20 protein-coding genes and 1 riboswitch are annotated in these 19855 nt (G+C 47.9%); of the genes, 10 read left to right on the forward strand and 10 right to left on the reverse strand.

The genetic code is table 11. From position 1 onward, the window contains the following. The first annotated feature begins 10 nt into the window (after positions 1 to 10). On the forward strand, positions 11 to 1120 hold the full coding sequence (locus tag VA597_RS01765) for a hypothetical protein (protein ID WP_326975006.1): 1110 nt from the start codon (positions 11 to 13) through the stop codon (positions 1118 to 1120). 71 nt (positions 1121 to 1191) lie between these two features. Here VA597_RS01765 and VA597_RS01770 read toward each other — a convergent pair whose 3' ends face one another. Further along, positions 1192 to 2268: a DNA cytosine methyltransferase gene (locus VA597_RS01770; RefSeq protein WP_326975007.1), complete on the reverse strand. Its 1077-nt coding sequence runs from the start codon at positions 2266 to 2268 to the stop codon at positions 1192 to 1194. Then, a complete protein-coding gene (locus VA597_RS01775; RefSeq protein ID WP_326975008.1) occupies positions 2258 to 2458 on the reverse strand; it encodes an AbrB/MazE/SpoVT family DNA-binding domain-containing protein in 201 nt (66 codons plus the stop codon). The genes VA597_RS01770 and VA597_RS01775 overlap by 11 nt, the downstream gene beginning before the upstream one ends. A 363-nt stretch (positions 2459 to 2821) precedes the next feature. On the opposite strand from VA597_RS01775, the gene VA597_RS01780 reads away from it, so the two are divergent. Then, positions 2822 to 3103 (forward strand): hypothetical protein, encoded by a 282-nt coding sequence (locus tag VA597_RS01780; protein WP_326975009.1) that lies wholly within the window; start codon positions 2822 to 2824, stop codon positions 3101 to 3103. A gap of 145 nt (positions 3104 to 3248) precedes the next feature. Here VA597_RS01780 and VA597_RS01785 read toward each other — a convergent pair whose 3' ends face one another. The 5 genes from VA597_RS01785 to VA597_RS01805 form a co-directional block, all read right to left on the reverse strand. Next, positions 3249 to 3629, reverse strand: a complete 381-nt coding sequence (locus tag VA597_RS01785) for a hypothetical protein (protein WP_326975010.1) — start codon at positions 3627 to 3629, stop codon at positions 3249 to 3251. A 41-nt stretch (positions 3630 to 3670) separates the two neighbouring features. Then, entirely contained in the window at positions 3671 to 3862 is a 192-nt protein-coding gene (locus VA597_RS01790) for a hypothetical protein (protein ID WP_128741362.1), read from the reverse strand. Positions 3863 to 4069: 207 nt separating this feature from the next. Beyond that, complete coding sequence (locus VA597_RS01795; protein ID WP_243112582.1) at positions 4070 to 4348, reverse strand: transposase; 279 nt, start codon at positions 4346 to 4348, stop codon at positions 4070 to 4072. Further along, positions 4342 to 5046, reverse strand: coding sequence for a hypothetical protein (locus VA597_RS01800; protein WP_326975011.1), 705 nt, complete (start codon positions 5044 to 5046; stop codon positions 4342 to 4344). Before VA597_RS01800 ends, VA597_RS01795 begins: the two co-directional genes overlap by 7 nt. Then, positions 5010 to 5441 carry a transposase gene (locus tag VA597_RS01805; protein ID WP_243112504.1) on the reverse strand — a complete coding sequence of 144 codons (432 nt, stop codon included), beginning with the start codon at positions 5439 to 5441 and terminating at the stop codon, positions 5010 to 5012. The genes VA597_RS01800 and VA597_RS01805 overlap by 37 nt, the downstream gene beginning before the upstream one ends. A gap of 59 nt (positions 5442 to 5500) precedes the next feature. On the opposite strand from VA597_RS01805, the gene VA597_RS01810 reads away from it, so the two are divergent. From VA597_RS01810 to VA597_RS01835, 6 genes are all read left to right on the forward strand, one after another. Next, positions 5501 to 6739: a carbohydrate binding domain-containing protein gene (locus VA597_RS01810; RefSeq protein ID WP_326975646.1), complete on the forward strand. Its 1239-nt coding sequence runs from the start codon at positions 5501 to 5503 to the stop codon at positions 6737 to 6739. A gap of 14 nt (positions 6740 to 6753) precedes the next feature. After that, the gene (locus VA597_RS01815; RefSeq protein WP_326975012.1) at positions 6754 to 8943 is read left to right on the forward strand and encodes an RHS repeat-associated core domain-containing protein; all 2190 of its coding nucleotides are present in this window, start codon (positions 6754 to 6756) and stop codon (positions 8941 to 8943) included. Between the two features lie 15 nt (positions 8944 to 8958). Further along, entirely contained in the window at positions 8959 to 9618 is a 660-nt protein-coding gene (locus VA597_RS01820; RefSeq protein WP_128741365.1) for a hypothetical protein, read from the forward strand. A 149-nt stretch (positions 9619 to 9767) separates the two neighbouring features. After that, the gene (locus VA597_RS01825) at positions 9768 to 10463 is read left to right on the forward strand and encodes an RHS repeat-associated core domain-containing protein (RefSeq protein WP_243112730.1); all 696 of its coding nucleotides are present in this window, start codon (positions 9768 to 9770) and stop codon (positions 10461 to 10463) included. Between the two features lie 16 nt (positions 10464 to 10479). Continuing rightward, positions 10480 to 11142, forward strand: coding sequence for a hypothetical protein (locus VA597_RS01830; protein WP_128741367.1), 663 nt, complete (start codon positions 10480 to 10482; stop codon positions 11140 to 11142). A gap of 766 nt (positions 11143 to 11908) precedes the next feature. Then, complete coding sequence (locus tag VA597_RS01835; RefSeq protein WP_128741368.1) at positions 11909 to 13969, forward strand: HelD family protein; 2061 nt, start codon at positions 11909 to 11911, stop codon at positions 13967 to 13969. Between the two features lie 318 nt (positions 13970 to 14287). Here VA597_RS01835 and VA597_RS01840 read toward each other — a convergent pair whose 3' ends face one another. The 3 genes from VA597_RS01840 to VA597_RS01850 all read right to left on the reverse strand — a co-directional run bounded on the left by VA597_RS01840 (position 14288) and on the right by VA597_RS01850 (position 17613). Continuing rightward, complete coding sequence (locus VA597_RS01840) at positions 14288 to 14560, reverse strand: zinc-ribbon domain containing protein (RefSeq protein ID WP_128741369.1); 273 nt, start codon at positions 14558 to 14560, stop codon at positions 14288 to 14290. Between the two features lie 174 nt (positions 14561 to 14734). Continuing rightward, positions 14735 to 15925 carry a YibE/F family protein gene (locus tag VA597_RS01845; protein WP_164918917.1) on the reverse strand — a complete coding sequence of 397 codons (1191 nt, stop codon included), beginning with the start codon at positions 15923 to 15925 and terminating at the stop codon, positions 14735 to 14737. Between the two features lie 107 nt (positions 15926 to 16032). Continuing rightward, entirely contained in the window at positions 16033 to 17613 is a 1581-nt protein-coding gene (locus tag VA597_RS01850; protein WP_326975013.1) for a purple acid phosphatase family protein, read from the reverse strand. A 264-nt stretch (positions 17614 to 17877) separates the two neighbouring features. On the opposite strand from VA597_RS01850, the gene VA597_RS01855 reads away from it, so the two are divergent. Both VA597_RS01855 and VA597_RS01860 read left to right on the forward strand, forming a co-directional pair. Continuing rightward, positions 17878 to 18906 carry a class B sortase gene (locus tag VA597_RS01855; RefSeq protein WP_128741372.1) on the forward strand — a complete coding sequence of 343 codons (1029 nt, stop codon included), beginning with the start codon at positions 17878 to 17880 and terminating at the stop codon, positions 18904 to 18906. A gap of 146 nt (positions 18907 to 19052) precedes the next feature. Next, positions 19053 to 19155, forward strand: a riboswitch (purine riboswitch). Between the two features lie 111 nt (positions 19156 to 19266). Then, positions 19267 to 19821, forward strand: a complete 555-nt coding sequence (locus VA597_RS01860) for a phosphoribosyltransferase family protein (protein ID WP_128741373.1) — start codon at positions 19267 to 19269, stop codon at positions 19819 to 19821. Positions 19822 to 19855 lie beyond the last annotated feature (34 nt).

Raw genomic sequence — 19855 nt, forward strand, 5'->3', positions numbered from 1 at the left:
GCAAGACAAAATGAGTGCAAAAGATGCAAGAAATGAACGTGTACGAAAAATCCTTGATTCGCTTTATGAAAGAGCAACAGATGCCAGTGTTGAAATTGATGAGTCAAAATATAAGAAATCTTTGGAAAAACTGTTTTCTACCACAGCTTGGGGTTTTAGAGAAATCCTTCTTGTGGTAATTATCGGAATGCGCCTTGACCCCACTTATAAAGCCTCTACCAGTCTATACAACTGCAATCCACGAGCAATTTATGAGGGACCTATTAAAGAATTTTTTATTGATAAGGAAATCCCTCACCGAAAATCTGGACCATTAAATGTCGCAAAAGCTACCGTGGGTTTGGACATGACATGGGCAGCTCAACGCAGACCCTCAGATGTTGCAACGGAAGTTGTCAAACTTGTAAATTACATGGAGACCGATGGCCCAGACAAAGAAATTCGTATCAATGACGTGGGAACATCACTTCTCCGTAGACTTGTTGCTTATTCCAATAGTATTGAGACCTTGGCGGTAACTATTAATCCCACATCTGACCCTGAGTTTCTTTATCGTTTATGCTATGAATTAATCACAAAAACCCCGGACGCGGGAAACACTCCTCAAAAGATAGCGGCGTACTTACTCAAAAATTACCACACATTTCTGCATACTGGCGTTATAGTTACTGGTGAGGACGATCGTGCGTCTGTAACAAGCACAACAAGCAAAAAACCTGGTGACATTAACGAGGAAATACCTGAAGGAGTAATCCGGAAAGTATATGAAATCACAGTTAAGCGCTTTGATTTAGCAAGAATCAGGGATTCTTACGATTGCGTTTCTATTTATAATAAGACAAATGAGACAGATATTCATGAGGTAATTGTTATTTGCCGCAAAGAAGATTGTCCGATTGGGATGAAGCCAAGTGGACTTTATGGCTACCTTGGAAGCTATGCATATCAAGATATGATATATTATTATTGGGACATTTATGAGTGGATCGCCAACGAACTTCAAAGAATGACAAAAGAAGGCAGAATTGGATTCTATTCAAATCTAAACTCTTATATTAACGACGTTAACACTTCAGAAAAAGTTAAAAAACTTTGGAAGAAACTTCATGCAGTAAAATAAACGATACCATCAGCCCACTTATAACTAATGGTATCGTTCGTTATAGAATTTCTATAAAAATCCTGCGCAAATTAGTCTGTGGGTATTTCTTGTTCCAGATAAGCCATAACAGCTTTCGCTACTGCTTCTGCCAATTTGCAGGGAACAGCATTGCCGATTTGCGTATAAACAGTACTATTATTTCCGCAAAATATGTAATCATCTGGGAAAGATTGTATCCTTGCAGCTTCTTTAATTGTGATTCTTCTTAACCGTTTTGGCGCTTCCTTAAATTCTGGCATAATGGTACCCTTGATTAGTCCCATATGGTAATCAACGACCCAATCGCTTGGTGCATTACCATAGAGATATTCTTCATCCAAAAATGGAGTTTTGTTCCCACCCATTGAAGCAGGCAGGGTGTTAGCATAATCATCAACATTTATGGGCCTACCTTGTCCATTAAAATACATACCAGCATATGGTGATTTTCGCATCACTGGATTTGTGGCAAAGGTGATTTTAGCTGTGCAGGTATTGGGATTTTGCTGCGTCCCTGCACGGCCTAACGATTGTAATAATGTACGCACTGTCTGAGCATGACTTCTTTGTTGTAAAAGAAGATTATCCATACTGTATTCGAAGGCTGGATCGTTATTGTCTCTTATCCCAATAAAAAATACTCTTTCTCGCTTTTGTGAAACCCCATATTCAATGGCATTAAGTATAAATGGTGCACAGTTATATCCTAACGCATGGACTCGCTTCATGTATTTTATACGCATCGGTTCCCACTTTTTTAATGCACCAAGTGCTTTAACATTTTCCATAACAAAGGCTTTAGGGCGAACTTTTTCAACAACGTCAAGGAATGTAAAAATTAACTTGCTGCGATCATCATCAGGATTCATTTTACCCGCCACTGAGAAACCTTGGCAAGGAGGACCACCAAAGACAATATCAGCGCCCTGAAACTGCCCCATTGAATCAAGCATATTATTTATGTCATCATTAACCATGATGCCAGCTAAATGGTTTGCGTTATATGTCGCGGCTGCTTCACGCATTAATTCATTTGCAAATACCACTTTAATGCCTGATCTTTCAAATCCTATGTCCATTCCCCCTGCTCCAGTGAATAAGGATACTGCCGTCAACTTATCTACCATTTTGGGTTGCTCCCTTATTGTTATCGCTATGTATACGGAAAACCAAGGTATTTTCTCTTGAATCAAAATAAATATCAAACTTGGTTTTCCCTTTTTCTACGCCCATATTTGACAAAATCGCTTTCGGCATTCGTACCCGCATATCTTGTTGCAGCAAATACGTATCAAGGTAAATATATGAATCTGTCATAATGACTTGGCACTCCAATCTATTTAAGTTTAGACTAATTATAAACTATTATTAGTCTAAAGTCAAGACTTTAAAGTCAGTTGATAATTTTGTGCTTGGCCATATTGGGAAATTTGGAGGATGGTATGTATCGTTATGACAACGGACAACTCAGCCTGTCGGACTTTCAGTAGCCGGTGGGCATGCATCTGAAGGAAGACAACCGCTGGGCGCCTGCATGATCCGTCCGACGGCAAGAAGCACCTACCGCAAACGCGCCACAAGCCATGTACGACCGCTGCTGTCACTCGGTCCTGGGATCGCATCGTCAGCGTCAGCCAACCGTTTGTGCGGCCGATTGTTCGGGGCAAGGCGGGAAAACCGGTGGAATTCTGGACAAAGCTGGACATCAGCGTCGTGGATGGATGGACCCGGCTGGACTACTTTCCCTTTGATGCCTACAACGAGGTCGGTAATCTGCCGGCGATAGCGGAGCGGTTCCGGGAACGGGATGGGCATTACCCCAGCCGGATTCTGTCGGATAAAATCTACCGGAACCAGGAGAATTTGCGGTTTTGCAGGGAGTGCGGCCTGGGGCTGGTGACCGCCAAGCTACGGGAGATTGCCGCCCACGTACTTGCCATGTCCGTTCTGGTGCTGAACTAAGGAAGATTTAGCGTACCCCGCTGCGGCTGCTTGCTCTTCTGGTGCGATGGTTGGGTGCCCCGGAAAAATCAGCCTTTATTCAGTGGACATTATTTAATACAATTCACAACATGCACACCCTCATAACGAACCGTATTATAAATCGTTACGGGACGGTTTTATCGTTATAAGGGTGTGCAAAATTCAATAGTTGTACACCCCTTTGACTGCCCTCGAAACTGTAGACCGTAAATTCGTAGGCAAAAAATAAGACCTTTGCACACCCCTCGGTGTGAGAAAGTCTGTAAATCAAAAGGTTTTTACATTCTTTAACGAAATCCCGGAAACGAAGCCGTATCATATAGGGAACTATTATTTCAACGAAAAACTGAATATCCTCGTACCCTTTTTCCTTCGCCACTTTTTTCAGAATGGCTTTCTGGTTCGTGATGCTGTTGGATTCGCAATCAAGATTATCGTCGCGGCTCAAACGGCAGTACAGAGCGGCGGTATCCATGTTGTGCTTCTTATTGTTTGACTGTTTCAAGACAGCCTCCTTTCCGGCAGTCAAACAAGCAGTATTTACACTTATAGTATACCGCTTCCGTCCGCCCGTGTTAAGGATGTCGCCGCCGCACAAACCCGTTCTGTATCAGCTTCCATGAGCTTTAACAGAATCGCCGCGATTGTTTCGCCTCGGTCTTTATATACCGGAGTCACAACAAAGTTGATTTTGTCGACCTGATAGGTATATTGCTCTGCTTCTGATCCTTCCGGCATACTGTCTCCTTCCCATAGCTATGTAAATATTTTTAAGCCTCCCCGTGTCCCGTGGGGAAACACCAAAGGGCAGCACCATAGCCGGTGCTGCCCTCTAATCTTGCTCCACACTTCGGGCCAAGTTCGAGGTGTTGACAAACCCCATCATTCGGGACGAAGCCATGAGAAATCCAGGGGGAACAGGCAAAAAAAGAAGCGCCTTGGGACTTATCCCAGGCACTTAACCATGCGCTTTAGGTTTAAGGCGGTTGCCGACAAGAGGCAGTGATCTTCCGCCGCCTCGATTCCCCGTCTGAACAGACGTCTTAAGTTGTGCATCCATTTCTGGGCCGCAAAGCTGCCCTCACACCAAATCTGGCGCAGACTCAGGATATGTTTGTGGGTGAATGTACCATCCGTGTCCCGCTGCTTTTTTACGGATTCCTCAAAAATATTCTTTCGGATCGCGCGGCTTTGATGGCTGCCACTTACACACTTGCTTAGCATCGGGAGGCCCGGCAGTTTTTCTTTTCGGCTCTGTATACCCGGCAGACGTTGTAGTGCTCCCTCTCAAGATTCCGCAGGGTCAGTTGTTTTCCAGCAGGGCAAATAAAGCAGTCCTTTTCCGCATCATACTGAAAATTCTCGCGCCTGAACTCCACCTTGTAGGTTGCCCCGCCCGTTGCTGCGGGCGTGTACAGCCAGATGCCCATATCGTCCATCGCCCGGTAAATCATGCTGGTGCCATAGGCGCTATCCGCGCCGGCTGCTTGAATATCCAGTCCCAAATGCTTCCGCATGTATTCAATGCGTCCCAGGTATGGCTCCGAATCGTTCACATTTCCCGGTGTCACTGCCACATCCACCACAATTCCGTGAGCGGCATCCACGCTTTGATGATCCAGGTAATGCATTCCTTCCGGTTTTCCGGGCCGCTGCAGCATTTCAGCGTCCGGATCGGTGGTGCTGACCGTCTTTTGCACCTTTTCGCTTTCCTTTTTCTCACGCCCCGCGCGCTGCGGCTTGATGGCGCCGGATGACTCCAGCCGCGCACGTTCCTCCACTTCATACTGATCCAGCCGTTCCATATAGTCCGTTGTCTCGCGCTGGGCCAGTACTTTTGTATTCGCCTTAAATGAGGCATTCGCTTTTACATGCGTGGAATCCGTCAGAATGATCTTTCCATCCACCAATCCCTTTTCCATGCATAGATGCAAAATATGTTCAAACAGGTGACGGTCACCTCTTTTCCATGAAACCGTCTGCGCCGATTCTGGGAAATTGTAGAATGATCGGGCACCCGATCATCCAAATCCAACCCCAGGAACCACCGGTAGGCCATATTCACCTGAATCTCCTGCTCAATGCGACGCTCCGATTCGATACCGTACAGATATCCCACCAGTAGATATTTTACCAGCACTACCGGATCGATTCCGGGCCTGCCGTTATCCGGGCAGTACAAATCCCGAACCTCGTCGTAGATGAAGCTGAAATCCACGGCGTTTTCCAGCTTGCGCAAAAAGTGCTCCTGCGGCACCAGGTCCTCAAGGGTGACACAATGCATTTTTATCTGTATCCCGTCTCGCTCCGTCAGCATTCCCAAACACATCCCACTGCTTTTTCTTTGCCTACATTATACCATTTTTGCCTCTCCTTTTGGAACTTTGTCAACACCTCGAACTTGGCACGAAGTCGCTGAAAATATCTCAGAATGTGACAAACCCAACGCGCAGCGGCGCCATGCAGAAGCTGACCAACTTGACGCCGGGTACGGTTTATACGCTGTCCTCATACGTAAAGGCTACAGACACAAGCGGAGGCAACGGAGCCTGCCTATATGTTGCTTTTTTCGATAGCAATGGTAACGGTGCCGGACCTGTAGCCGAGAGTAAGGGAATTTCCAAATCGACAGGAAACGAATGGCAAAGGCTTTCTGTGACCTTTACGGTTCCGACAAACGCAACCCGGGTAGAGGTATACGGCGGTTTGAGCTATGCGAACGGGACCGCCTGGTTTGACTGTCTCCAACTGGAAATTGGAAGTGCTGCCAACACCTACAACATGCTGGAAAACGGGGATTTCAATTATTACAATGAAAGCTACCAGCCCACAAGCTGGGGAACAACAAATTTTGCTTCGGGTGACGGCGTGTCCAACGGTTGGCTTCAGATTAACGGAGGAACAGCGATTGCCAAAAATATTTATCAGGATGTTTCCATCAATAAGCCCGCCAGCCAGGTAACATTTTCCGTATCCGGCGAATCTGAGGCTGATTCTGTCCCCTTAGGTGACAGCTCAACTTCCGGACGCTATTATGCGATTGATCTCGGACTCTTTTATTCGGACGGGACCCACGAATGGCAGTATATCAACTTTAATCCGGATACCAGCGGGATACAATATAACAGTGGGCCAATTTCTGCGTCCAGCCAACATCAGGGAAAGACCATTACCAAAGTAACCTATGACATCATTTATTACAATAACTCAAATACCGCATTATTTAAAAGATTGACCCTGAATTTTGATCTGTCGAAAACGACCAACGAATACAACAGCAATGGGAACCTGACAAAGACCACTCAAGTCAATCAGGGTTCCGCTACCTATACATATCAGAATAACGAGGTAACGACTGCCATCCAGCCGGACGATACCGGAGGCGTTTACACTTATGGCGGGAACGGGCATCCGGACGCTCCTCCCAAACCTCGCTGGGCAGCGTCTACTCGCATGATGACTATGGGAATGTCACAGATACGAAAACCGGAACCGTCAGCGGCGGAGCATTGGCCGGCGGGTCTTTCCTTGAAACCTCTCAAGCCTATGATTCGACCGGAAACTATGTGGCTTCCAGCACGGACGAGCGCGGAAAAGCAACCGCATATAACGTAAATTCGACAACCGGATTGCTCACATCGGTTGAAGGTCCCCAAAAAGAAGACGGCACCGATGGGACCCAAATCACTTATTCTTATGATTCCCTTAAACAGCTGACCGGCGTCTCCGCTGCGAATGGGAGCCAGACGGTCCAAAATCGATACGGATACGATGCTGCGGGCCGTCTGACGCAGATCACGCATAACGGATTCAATTATACCATCGATCATGACGGTTACGGAAACGCGACAATATTTAATGCAGGCTCAAGAAACCTTCTCACCAAAATCTTTGCTTCCGGAAACGGGAATCTTCTTTCGTTAAAGTATAAGAATAACTCCGGCGATTTTGTATGGGGATACAATTACGACTCGCAGGACCGCGTGACCTCCGTTACGAAAAACGGCGCGACCGCTTATCTTTATCTCTACGACGCCCGTGGAAATCTCGCCAAGGTAACGGATCAAACGGTCTACGGAGGATTGACCACCACCTATTCCTATGACCCCAGCAATTACCTGATCAAAAGGGAATCTTCCAGCGGCGACACAATCGAATACAGCTATGACGATAAGAACCGCCCGAACGGCGAATCGTATGTGTTTGACGATCAGAATGTTTCGACCGGCTACACCTACGGCAACGATAACCTGAAAGGCGTTACGAATCTGTCGACGGGCGACGTCGTTTCGCACGCTTACGATTCGCTGAACCGTGAAATAGAAACCTCCATTCATTCCCCCGCGCCGCTTATGCCTTATCTTACAGCTCAGCGCACTTATGTCAGCGTCCCGGACAGCTCCAATAACAGGACGTCTTCCCTCATCGCCGATTATACAAATGCCACAGCCCCTTCGGATGGCGGCACGGCAACCGAACTTTCCCAATATAATTATACCTATGACAACAATGAAAATATTAGGACGGTAACGGATCAGGACGGGAACGAAACCCGGTATACCTACGACCAGTTGAACCAGCTCGTCCGCGTGGACGACCAGAAGAACAGCGTCAGCACGACTTACAGCTATGACGGAGGTGGAAACATCACCGGGACAAGCTCCCACGCTTACACCACGGGGACCCTTGGGGCTTCCACCGGGAGCACCTCCTATGCCTATGGGGACTCCGACTGGAAGGACCTGCTGACCGGCTACAACGGTCAGGGAATCACCTATGACGGCATCGGAAACCCACTGACCTATCGGAACGGGATGTCCTTTACCTGGGAAGGTCGGGAGTTGGTTTCAGCCGTTGCAAATAATCATCATGCGAGCTATACTTATGACGACAGCGGAATCCGCACTCAAAAGGTCGTCGACGGAACGATCACCGATTACTTTACGGAGAACGGCAGGATTCTGGCCCAGCGCAGCGGCGACGACGTCATGTGGTTCCAGTACGACAGCGACGGGACGCCGGTCGGCTTCACCTCCGGGGACGACGCCTACTACTATACCAAAAACGCGCAGGGCGACATCACCGGAATCGCCGGAGTCGACAACGGCGAATACAGGCTGCTGGTGGAGTATGACTATGATGTTTGGGGCAAGCTGCTCAGCACCACCGGAGAAAAGGCGGACACGCTTGGGGTGCAAAACCCGTTCCGTTATCGCAGTTACTACTACGACAACGAGACGGGACTCTACTACCTCAACAGCCGCTACTATGACCCACAGACCGGGAGATTCATCAGCGCGGATGATGCCGAAACTTTGCAGTCATCCCAGGGTGATGTACTTGGAACAAACTTATTTGCATATTGCGAGAATAATCCTGTGATGAATAGTGATCCGGATGGATATCTTTCTATTCCAGCTTGGATTGTTGGTACGTCATTGGACGTATTGTTTCTTGCTCTAAACTCCGCGATGATGGCGGGATATCTTTCTTTTAGTGGAACGATCTATGCCCTTGCAAGAAACCCATTTACAAAGAAACTTGCAATAAATCTAATTACGGATAAAGTAATTCCCGTGTTTGTCAGGGGCTTTTATAATCCAGCATTAACACTGATGCGAAAGGTAATGTGGAGGATTGCCGGGGTGACATTTCAACTGGGTAAAGGTAAGGGAATTGATTTCCTAGTAAATTCATTGAAAAACGGCGCGATGAATCATTTAGCTTCATTTGTTACAAGTATGTTATCTTGGGGTGGGATAATATCAATGGCTTTTGATATGGCAGATGGAAATTGGGATGGATACGTTACGGTTTAAACGAGGTAAGGTATTATGGGTAATATGAAAATTGAATGTTATCATAAAATAGGAATTACTATTTTGCTAAAAATTGATGATGATATGGTCGAATTTAAGGATGATAAAAAGAGCAAATCATTTATTAACTTAATTTTAGAAAATGGAAATCATGAAATAACATTTACCAAAGATTCATTTCTGAATCATTGGTATTGGTGGTTAAACATCTTTAATCCAATTTATGTGCTTTTGTTTCTGAAAAATGTAACAAAAGGAAATTTGGGGTATGACGATGATTTCGCCTCTTGTACAGTTCATTTCACTGTCACCAATAACAAGGATATGAGTTTAAAAGCTGAACTAATTTCTCAAGAACACAACAAAAATGGAAAACAGGGGGACTATTTTAAATTTAGTAATATAAAAGGCAAAAATGTTAATATTAAGTCTATAAAGACTAATAGGATGGAAAAAATCTTAATAAAAAGATGGCGCATTTCAAAAGGATTTCCTATTCCTTTTTACTGTATCTTAACTTATATAGCTTTAGCCATCAAGATGGTTAACAGTGAATTAGCATCCAACATTCCAATTTTTATTTATATTCTGTTTTCTGCTATTTATTCTGTATACGCTTTAATTTCGGTATTCAAGAAAAGGAGTGTTGAAGAAAATTTGAAAGGTGCTAAATAGAACACAAAAATACTACAGTACTATCATCCTGATGGTGCAGTACCCTTTTTATTAAAAGCAAGGACTGGTTTCACTTATACAAAACATCTAATACTGTTATCTCTATCACCGGAATCGCCGGAGTCGAAAACGGCGAATACAAATTGCTGGTGGAGTACGAGTATGACGCCTGGGGCAAGCTGCTCAGTGTTACAGGGGATGAAGCGGACACCATCGGCGTGCAAAACCCCTTCCGGTATCGCGGTTACTACTATGATTCCGAAACCGGGCTTTATTACCTCAACAGCCGCTACTATGACCCGGAAACAGGAAGGTTCATCAACGCGGATGATGTCAGCGTCTTAGGGGCAACACAGGGAGATGTGCTTGGGGCAAACCTGTTCGCGTATTGCGGAAATAACCCCGTTGTGAATAGTGACCCAAATGGAAATTTAAGAATCCCTGCATGGTTTGTGGGTACAGCATTAGATGTCGCGTTCGCTGCTTTGAATGCCGCAATGATGGCTGGGTATCTTTCGTTTAGTGGTACTATTTATGCACTTGCACGAAATCCTTTCATTAAAAAACTTGCAATAAATTTAATCACAAGCAAGGTGATTCCTGTGTTCGTTAGGGGATTTTATAATCCAGCATTAACGTTGATGCGAAAGGTAATGTGGAATTTTGCTAAAGTCTCCGTCCAATTTGGGAAAAGCATGGGTGAAGATGCTCTGATCAATAAATTAGCGAGAGATGCAGTCAACAATTTGATTTCATTTACTTCAAGTATGACTTCTTGGGGTGGAATAATATCAATGGCATTCGACATGGCTGATGGCAACTGGGATGGGTATATCACAGTGTGAACGAGGTAAAGCCTTTATGTGCAATCTTGATATTGAATGTTTCCACAACGCAAAGACTCCAATTTTACTAAAGGTTGATGGCGTTCCCATCAACCTTCAAACCAATAACACGAAGTCCGCTACCTGTTTGATGCTGGAGAATGGCGATCATAAAATAACGATCACAAAGGATTCTTTTATCCTTCATTGGTATTGGTGGCTTAATATATTAAATTTAGTTTACATTTTTATACATCTAAAGAATATGACAAAGGGAAATTTGGGATATGATGATGATTTTGCTTCTTGCACAATCAACTTCGTCGTAAACAATGATAAGGGCGCGAGTTTGAAAGCCGAGCTATTCCTGTGCGAATATGATAAAGGTGGAAAAAAAGGAAATTATTACGAATGGGGAAACATTAAAGGTCATAACATCAAAATCAAAAATGTTTGTGTCAACGAGATGAAAAAAGCACTGATCAGTCGATGGCGCATAGCGAAAGGGTTTCCATTTATCTTTTACTGCATCTTAGTTTATGTCATCTTTGCAATCAAGATTGCAAACAAAGAACTGACCTTTGACGTGCAAACTCTTATCTTTCTTCTGGCTTCTGCTGCCTATTCAATTTTCACTGTTATTTCGGTCTTTAGGAAAAAGAGTGTAGGAACTAATTTGAAAAATTCCCATCATCGTTAATGCCTATATGGATAATAGGCAATATGGAAAGGGCGGTTGAAATTAAAGTCTCAGTCGCCTGTGATCGTACTGTTATTTAAACAGTCCTGTCTGGACCTTGGGGTTTATTTGGGGTTTATGCCTGCAAAAACCGGCCTTTGACTACCAAAGCTGGCGAAATAAAAATTGCAAAAAACTGCATAACACCGCCATTTGTTAACGTTCACCACATTGTACTGAAATAGAATTTTCGGTTTCAAGTGTCCTGTCACCCACACCATGCGTAATGATCCTCGAGTGGTCATAACGACAAAAGCAGGCTGATGATATGTCAGTCTGCTTTTGCGTTGTAGCTTTAGCGAATAACAACTGCCAGCTATGCTGTGAGCATAAAAAATCTTTAGATGCAAGAAAATCTCCTTTTGTTAGAATAGATGCAGGTCTGCCAACCGCATGAAAGAACAAAAGGAGGTTTTGTGGGACGCTTGCCTGTAATATGCCTTTTCAGGGGCTTGTGCATACCGCGCGTTCAACGCGTGGTTTTGATTAAGCACAATAATCCACCAGTAAAAGAAATTTAGATTACATTATCATGATCTGAGTTTTTATATGATTTGAATCACGGTCCCTCGTTGTGCATTCGCGACATAAATCAAAGGAGGAATTAGGCGAATGTCACAACCAACCTCTGGGGTATACCATTAAAATAATATACCTTGTCACGAAGAAAAAGTCTATACTTTCTTGAAAAAATCTCTATAATTTAAGTTGCGAAGGGGGCTATTGAATGTTCAATCAAAGTGAAGCCGAAGAGCAGCGTTATCTTGAAATGATACTAATTAAGCTTAGAAAAGCGTTTCAAGATATAGATGATAAGATTACAAACCAGGCTCACGAAATCCGTGAAAAGAAAAAATATATCTGGGAAAATCTTTCCCAGCTTGACTCAGTGGAAAAAGCGGACAACCGGATTGCTGTGAATAACGCGATCACTTTCGGTGAAAACGCGATTCTACAAAGGCAAAAACTCTCCAAGCTGATCGACTCGCCCTACTTCGGAAGGGTCGATTTTATCAGGGATGGAAAAAACAATGAAAACACTTTTTATATCGGGATTCATAACTTTGCGGAAGAAAGCGGAAATAAAATATTGATTTATGATTGGCGGGCCCCAGTTTCCAGCTTGTTCTACGACTTTGAGGCCGGACCCGCCTATTATATAGCGCCGGCAGGGAAAATGGAGGGGAGAATCACTCTAAAACGGCAGTATAAAGTCAAAGGCGGCCAGATGGAATACATGATCGAAAGTTCCCTCAATATCGACGACGAGGTTCTGCAAAAAGAATTGAGCCAGACCTCCAGCGAACATATGAAAAATATCGTTGCAACCATTCAAAGGGAGCAAAACGCCATTATCCGGAATGAACAGTCGAGGGTATTGATCATACAGGGTGTGGCGGGCTCCGGCAAAACCTCCATCGCCCTGCATCGGGTGGCCTTCCTGCTTTATCGCTTTAAAGACACGCTGACTTCAAAAGACATACTGATTATTTCTCCGAACAAAGTTTTCGGTGATTATATCTCCAATGTCCTGCCGGAACTTGGAGAGGAAGAAATCGCCGATATCGGATTCGAAGAAATCGCGGGTAAGGAGATCACAGGCAGGATAAAATTTCAGACTTTTGAAGAGCAAGTATCCGACTTAGTTGATAACCCTGACAAAGAACTGATTGGTCGCATCCAGTATAAAGCGTCGGCAGATTTCGTGAATTCGCTCAAATCCTTTTTGGGACATGCGGATACAGAATACTTCCGTCCAACCGACCTCAATATCGGCTCGATTGCCGTCGGTAAAGAAGAGCTGCAAAAAGGCTATGAAGCGATGAAGAGGCTGCCGGTCAGGCAGCGCCTCGAAAAAATGGCTGCTAATATTATCACCAGAAGCAAAAATGAGATGGGAAAGAAAATCAAAGCGGCAACCACGATACAGGTGAAAGCGGCTATCATGAAAATGTTTGAATTTCAGGATACTCTGTCTCTCTATTGTCATTTCTTCCATACGATCGAAAAGCCGGGGCTTTTTCAGTTTAAGCGAAAAAACACTTTGGAATTTGCCGACGTCTTTCCTTATGTTTATGTAAAAATATTCTTTGAGGGGGCCGAAGGGGATTACCGGCGAATCAAGCATGTATTGATTGATGAAATGCAGGATTATACGCCAATACAATACGAAGTCCTGGCGAAACTGTACCACTGCAAAATGACGATTTTGGGTGATGCCAGCCAGTCGGTCAATCCTTATAGTTCGTCGACGATGGAAGCAATCAGGAGCATTTACCAAGATGCCGATTGTGTGGAGCTCTGTAAGAGCTACCGCTCCACGACCGAGATCATGAATTTTGCTCAAAAGCTGAAGCGGAACGATCAATTGATCTCTATCGAGCGGCACGGGGAAGAACCGACTGTCGGGAAATGTTCCTCCGCGGATACCCAATTTCGCCAGCTTAAAAAGAAAATTTCACAATTTGCCGGGTCCAATTACCAGTCCCTGGGGATCATCTGCAAGACGCAAAAACAGGCGGCTGAGCTATACGGACAGATTAAGGATCAATTTCCCAAAGTCAGTTTATTGAGTTTCAGCAGCACGGAGTTTCAGGACGGTGTGACAGTGACAACGGCCCACATGGCGAAAGGATTGGAATTCGATCAGGTAATCGTCCCATTCGCAGATGCTTTCACCTATCGGACGGAAATGGATCGGAGCATGCTGTATATTGCCTGCACCCGGGCAATGCATAAGCTGGACCTGACATATTTTGGCGACCTTTCGCCGTATTTAAAAGGGTAAGGCTTTTGCTTTTAATAGGGCTTCAAGCTCAGAGTCCGCTCTGAACTTCGTATTGGGCCGCAAACTGTATCCGGAAGGGGAGAATGAATTTCGCGTGCAGTCTAAGCGCAAACTGCACGGTGTGTATTCGAGGGGACCGCCAGCCGCCGCGTAACATTGATGTGATACCAAACCGCGATTTGCTCTGCCGCAGTCAAGAGGTGGCAGGCCGTCATCGGCAATTAGATGCCGGAAAATAGCAAGGAGGTCCGGCCAAAATGCTGGCCGAACCTCCGAACTGCGTGAAAAAATACGGCTCCGAAGAGCGTATTTGGGGCTTTACCGCCGCTTTGAGAAGCAGTCGCTGCAATAAACCGGACGGCCTGAAGACGGCTGAAACGGTACTTTGCAGGGCTTTCCGCAAGAAGCGCAGACCGCGTCATACATTTCGCGCCGGGAATGCCCGGAATTTTTACGGGCATCGCGGCAGGATTTACACCTTTGCGGTTCGTTCGTGAATCCCTTTTCTTCGAAGAAGTCCTGCTCGCTTGCAGTGAATACAAATTCTTGGCCGCAGTCTTTACAGATTAGCGTTTTGTCCTGATGATTCAATTGGCATTCCTCGTTTTAAAAAAATATGCCCGACTACACTGGTCAGGCACTTACACTCAGTATAGATGAAGCAAAGATAATTGTCAAATGTTTTTTATGAGGTCTTTGAATTTCCGCGCAGCGCGACCGCAGGGAATGATTGCTGCCGGATCACATGGAAGAATCGTAATATCTTCATAACCCGTCCGGCTCCCCGCGGTCCCGGCCTTTTCCGAGAAGAGGGAGCAGCTTTGCAGAGAGCAGGGAGACGAGCGGCGCCGTCAGGACCACGGCGGTGCTTCCGGTCAGCGCCTGCAAAATCTCCGCTGTGATCGAATTGGAATTCATCACCTGAAAATACGGCATGTTGTAGGTGTAGATCTGGACCAGCATAACCAGGGAGGAGCCCGTGAACGCGAGGATCAGCGTGTTGGCCATGGTGCCCAGCATGTCCCGGCCCACATTCATGCCGGAGGCGAAAAGGGCCTTTCCGTCGGCCTGAGGGTCCCTCGCATGGATTTCGTTGACGGCGGCGGCCACCGAGATCGCGATGTCCATCACCGCCCCGAGCGATGAGATCAGCACGGCGGCGAAGAACAGGCTGCCCACCTTCAGCCCGCTGTGGGAGGAGATTGCCAGAAGCGAGTCCGTGTCCGCGAACGTGTATCCGGAAGTCCGCGTCAGCATGCCGAACAGGGCTTCGATCCCGGAAGCGGCGGCCACGCCGCCCACCGTGCCGAGGATGGCGACCAGGCTTTTCCACTCGAAGCCTCCCACCAGAAAGAGTGTGACGCAGGCCGTGACGGCGGCGAAGATCAGCGCCGCGGCCGCGGGCGCCACGCCGATATAAAGCAGCGGAATAAAAACAAAGACCGTGCTTGTTACCGTAAACCCGATGGCGAGGACGGACTTGAACCCGCTTCTGCCGCCCGCCCAGCACAGAAGCAGGACGAAAATGCCCGCCAGGAGATAGAGGAAAGGCGTCCTGTCCGGAGAATTGACATTGACGTTGATGGTTTTTCCGTCGCCGGTTTCACTGACGGATACAATGACGGTCTGGCCGGGTTTCACGTAATAGTTCGTGTCGTAATTCAGATTGTTGATGACTGGAAAAGTGCTGCCTTTGCGGCCGCCGGTCAGAAGCCGCACTGTGATGTTCTGCGAACCGATCAGCAGACCGGGATGCTTCTCATCCTTTTTGGCTTCTTCGGACTCCACGGAGACCACTTTCGCTTTCTCGAACGAGATCTTGTCGTTGCCGGACAGGCTGTAAGGGTCGTAATAGGCCTGGTGCCGGCTCGCGGCGTATGCGACGAAAAGATAGGCGCACAGCAGAAGCAGTGAGGCCCCCGCTTTCCAAAAATTTTTGATCGGAATGTTCGGCACGCCGGTTTTCCCCCCTTGCTTTAATAAAGAGGACAACCCCATTGCACGGATTGGTGTAATGAGGCTGTCCGAAAAGATGCCCGCCTCGTTTTACGGGCCTTGAAGCGTCAGCCGCGGGCCGCTTTTTTCCGGAGAATCATGACGGCGCTGAGGAGCGCGGCCAGCAGGGCGACGGCGGCAATTGCGAAGACGGCGCTGTCGCTGCCTTTCCTGTCGCCGGTTTTCGGATTGGAAGCTGTTCCGGCCGGCTTGACGGAGGCCGCCGCCGGAGCCGCCGCTGATTTCGTGATCGTGTAGGTGTCGATCGGCGTATCGGAGCTTGTGGCGTAGGTCGAAAGTGAGATCGCGCCGTCCGTCACGCTGACGTAAGTGTAGGTCGGCACGTTGTTCTGCCAGCCGAACGCGCTGAAGGAGTGGTCGGCGGTCGTGTTGTATTTATAGTATTTGCTGCCGCTGCCGGAGTCGAGGGTGAAGTAGACGGTGCCTTTGGGATTGGTCACCTTGTTGGTCTTGACCGTATTCACGGGGGAACCGCCGTACATCTGGAACGAGCGGGTATAGTAGTGGTCGTGGCCGTTCAGCACGACGTCGACCGCGTATTTGTCCATCAGCTTTGTCCAGTTGTTGCGCATGAACATGACGTCGTCGTCGGAGCTGGTCGCCCCGTCGTGGTTTGCCTCGCTGTAGGGGGCCTGATGGAACGAGACGATCTTCCATTTCGCGTTCTGGTTGGCGCTGATCGCCTGCTTCATAAACGCATCGTGCGCGGAGACATCATAGAAATTGTTGCCTTCCAGAACCATGAACAGGGTGCTGCCGTACCGGAACCAGTAGTCGCCGTTGTTGTCCGGGACATTGTTGGTCTGGGTCTGCCCGAGCGTCGAAAGGTTGGGCTGGTTGTAATGGAAGCTGTAATACCTGCCCATCTGGAAATCATGGTTTCCGGAATACGCCGCGAGAAGGTGCGTCTGAAGGTAATTGGCAGACGATTCCGGGTTGAAAAACGCTTTATACTCCTGCTGCTGGGTATAAAGATGGTCGTAGTCGTTCACCTGGTCGCCCATGGAGAACAGGAAGTTGACGTTCGGGAATTTCGAATAGACTTTATTCAGCGTGTTTGCCCATCCGGCCTGGTCGTTGGCGAGATTTCCGCTCGCGCCGACCTGTGGGTCGCCGAACGCCGCGAAGGAAAATCCCTTTGCCGTGCTCTTTGTTTGGAATGTATAAACGGGGCTCCATGTCGTCCCGTCCCCCACGCGGTACGAATAGGAGGTGTCCGGCGCAAGGCTCCCGACCGTCACTTGGCTGGAATATTCATCAGTCAGGGCGGCGCCGCCGGCGTCTGTAAAGGAACTGACCGGATGGTCGGTGTTGCCGGGATTGTCCAGAACGCCTTCGGTGGCTGTCACCAGTTTCGTCGACGCCTGTTTGGCGGCATTGGCTGGAAAGCTGCCGCCCTTTACATCTCCGGTTTTGGCGATCTGAAGCTCGCCGGCGGCGGAACTGCCGCTGATCCAGCAGAAACGGGCTTCCGAATCGCTGCTGCCGACCCCGACGGTGATGTTGTAGGGCGAACCGCCCGCCTCTGCGGCGTGCGCCGCGGTGCCCTGCGCGGCGGTGCCGCACAGGACCGCCAAAGAGCACAGGGCCGCCGCCATGGCCCGAATCGTTTTTTTGTTCGTAGGCATGGAAATTTACCTCCTCATATTTCAGACATTTTTATTGTCGATAAAATTGTACCGTATCTTCATTCTTGGAAAGTTATGCCGGTGTTAAAGCCGGTTTAATATTTGAGGAAGGAGCGTTTTTCCGCTTTTTCAGTAAAAAGAAGTCTGCCCCCGGATGTTTTTCGGAATCCGCCGGTCCGGTCATTTAACCGGATTTTAAACAAACAGCGTTTGATCGCCGCGCCATGCCGTGCTACGATAAAGATTACGGAAGGGTGGGAGTCGATGAAAATAAGATCACCAAAGTTTTCCCGGCGCTTCCGGCGCATCGGAAGCGCCGTCCGGCGGGGAGCGGACCGGCTGAAAAGAGAGGCGTTCCGGAGAACTGCCCTGTTAAAGGAAGCGGCTTTTCGGAAAACCGTCCTTCTGAAAGAGGCGTCTTTCCGGCAAAATGCTTGGCATGCCGTCTTTTTCCTCAGCCTGTGCGCGTTTGCCGTTTGCTGCGGCATTCTGTTCCACCGCCTGTACACCCTGCCGAAACAGTCGGACGAGGGGCTGGCAAAGGCCCGGTCGCTCTATCGCGGCGCTTCCTCGTCGGTGCCGCAGAGTTCCTCCTCTGCTTCCTTTTCTTCCGCGCCGGAGGAGAAAAAGCTTTCTTTTTCCGAGCTTCAGGCGGCGAACCGGGATGTGAAAGGTTGGATCACGATCCCCGGCACGGCTATTGACGACCCGGTGCTTTGCCCTCCGAAGGACCGGCCGGATTATTACCTGACGCACGACTGGGAGGGCAATGAGACGAAATACGGAAGCATTTTTCTGTATTCAGGTTCTACAAGTCAAAAGAACATCATCCTTTACGGGCACAGCATGAAAGACGGAAGAATGTTCGCGCCTCTGCTGGATTACCAGGAACCTCGCTTTTATGACCTGCATCCCGTGATTCAGTTCCGCCTTGGGAACGATACGGCCGCATGGAAGATCTTCGCGGTCATCAAGGTCAATACGGACCCTTCGCAGGGAGAGCCGTTCGATTACCAAAAAACCAAATTTGCTTCCCCGAAAGATTTTTCGGACTTTCTCGGCCGGGTGCGGATCCGCTCCGTGCTCAACATCCCCGTTGATCTGAAAACATCGGACACCCTTTTGACCCTTTCCACCTGCTCGTATGAGTTCGACGGATTTCGCACCGTGATTTTTGCAAGGCGGCTCCGGCGGGGGGAGAATGCGTCCGTGGACACGCCGAAGGTTTCCGAAAACGCCGGCGCGCTCTATCCGGATTGCTGGTACGCAAAATTCGGCGGAAAAAGGCCGTAAACATTTTGCCGCTGATACCGGCGTTTATTCCCGAAAAGGGAAGGTTTCTCTTTTCAGATAAAATCAGGAAAAATAAATATTGCAATTAATGATTGATAACGCGGGAGCGGCATGCTATAATCGTTACGTTGCAAAGTTCAGGCTCATAATTGAATATTGAAATACTCCATATAAGTCCACAGATACGGTGTGGACGTTTCTATGTGGCAACCGTAAATTGCCTACGCTATGGTGTTCTTATTTGTCGTCGGACAGGGCAGCCGAAGAAAGGTCGCTCTGTCGGCTTTTGTCATTTTGTCTGCAGGCAGGCTGGGAACACCGTTCCCGGTCTGCTTTTTTATTTTTACAGGGGGCTGGAAGATGAACGAAACATATGAACTTCACGTCGCGGGCCTGACGAGGAAGCTGCCGGTGATCAGAATCACCGATTCCCTGTCGATCGCGAGCTTCGTCATTCTCGGGGACGCGGAGCTGGTGATCCGGGCGGCGCAGGAACTCAGCGGGAAAATTCCGGAAGTGGATTACCTGATCACCGCGGAGGCAAAGGGAATCCCTTTGGTGCAGGAGCTTGCGCGTCTTCTCGGCATGAGCCGGTATTTCGTGGCGAGAAAGAGCATCAAGCCTTACATGACGGATCCCGTCGTCACGGAAGTCTACTCGATCACGACGCAGGCAAAGCAGATCCTGTGCCTTGAAAAGGAGGAAAGCGAGCTGATCCGGGGAAAGCGGATCCTGATCGTCGACGACGTGATCAGCACGGGGGATTCCGTCAAGGCCATGGAGGCGCTGGTGAAAAAAGCCGGAGGCAAAATCGCAGGAAAAGCCGCAATCCTCGCGGAAGGGGATTCGGCGAACCGCAGCGATATCATTTTTTTGGAAAAGCTGCCCGTGTTCCCGGTCAGGCCGTCCCGGTGAGCCTTAGGCACGAATTACGATAGGAGATAAAAAA

Source organism: Caproicibacter sp. BJN0012 (genome assembly GCF_035986805.1).
Taxonomy (GTDB): domain Bacteria; phylum Bacillota; class Clostridia; order Oscillospirales; family Acutalibacteraceae; genus Caproicibacter.

Coding starts and splice junctions, on each gene's coding strand:
- VA597_RS01835 (WP_128741368.1), top strand. CDS start 11,909: ATGTTCAATCAAAGTGAAGCCGAAGAGCAGCGTTATCTTGAAATGATA.
- VA597_RS01855 (WP_128741372.1), top strand. CDS start 17,878: ATGAAAATAAGATCACCAAAGTTTTCCCGGCGCTTCCGGCGCATCGGA.
- VA597_RS01830 (WP_128741367.1), top strand. CDS start 10,480: ATGTGCAATCTTGATATTGAATGTTTCCACAACGCAAAGACTCCAATT.
- VA597_RS01820 (WP_128741365.1), top strand. CDS start 8,959: ATGGGTAATATGAAAATTGAATGTTATCATAAAATAGGAATTACTATT.
- VA597_RS01850 (WP_326975013.1), bottom strand. CDS start 17,613: ATGCCTACGAACAAAAAAACGATTCGGGCCATGGCGGCGGCCCTGTGC.
- VA597_RS01790 (WP_128741362.1), bottom strand. CDS start 3,862: ATGCCGGAAGGATCAGAAGCAGAGCAATATACCTATCAGGTCGACAAA.
- VA597_RS01770 (WP_326975007.1), bottom strand. CDS start 2,268: ATGGTAGATAAGTTGACGGCAGTATCCTTATTCACTGGAGCAGGGGGA.
- VA597_RS01765 (WP_326975006.1), top strand. CDS start 11: ATGAGTGCAAAAGATGCAAGAAATGAACGTGTACGAAAAATCCTTGAT.
- VA597_RS01775 (WP_326975008.1), bottom strand. CDS start 2,458: ATGACAGATTCATATATTTACCTTGATACGTATTTGCTGCAACAAGAT.
- VA597_RS01800 (WP_326975011.1), bottom strand. CDS start 5,046: ATGGAAAAGGGATTGGTGGATGGAAAGATCATTCTGACGGATTCCACG.
- VA597_RS01795 (WP_243112582.1), bottom strand. CDS start 4,348: ATGCTAAGCAAGTGTGTAAGTGGCAGCCATCAAAGCCGCGCGATCCGA.
- VA597_RS01860 (WP_128741373.1), top strand. CDS start 19,267: ATGAACGAAACATATGAACTTCACGTCGCGGGCCTGACGAGGAAGCTG.
- VA597_RS01805 (WP_243112504.1), bottom strand. CDS start 5,441: ATGCTGACGGAGCGAGACGGGATACAGATAAAAATGCATTGTGTCACC.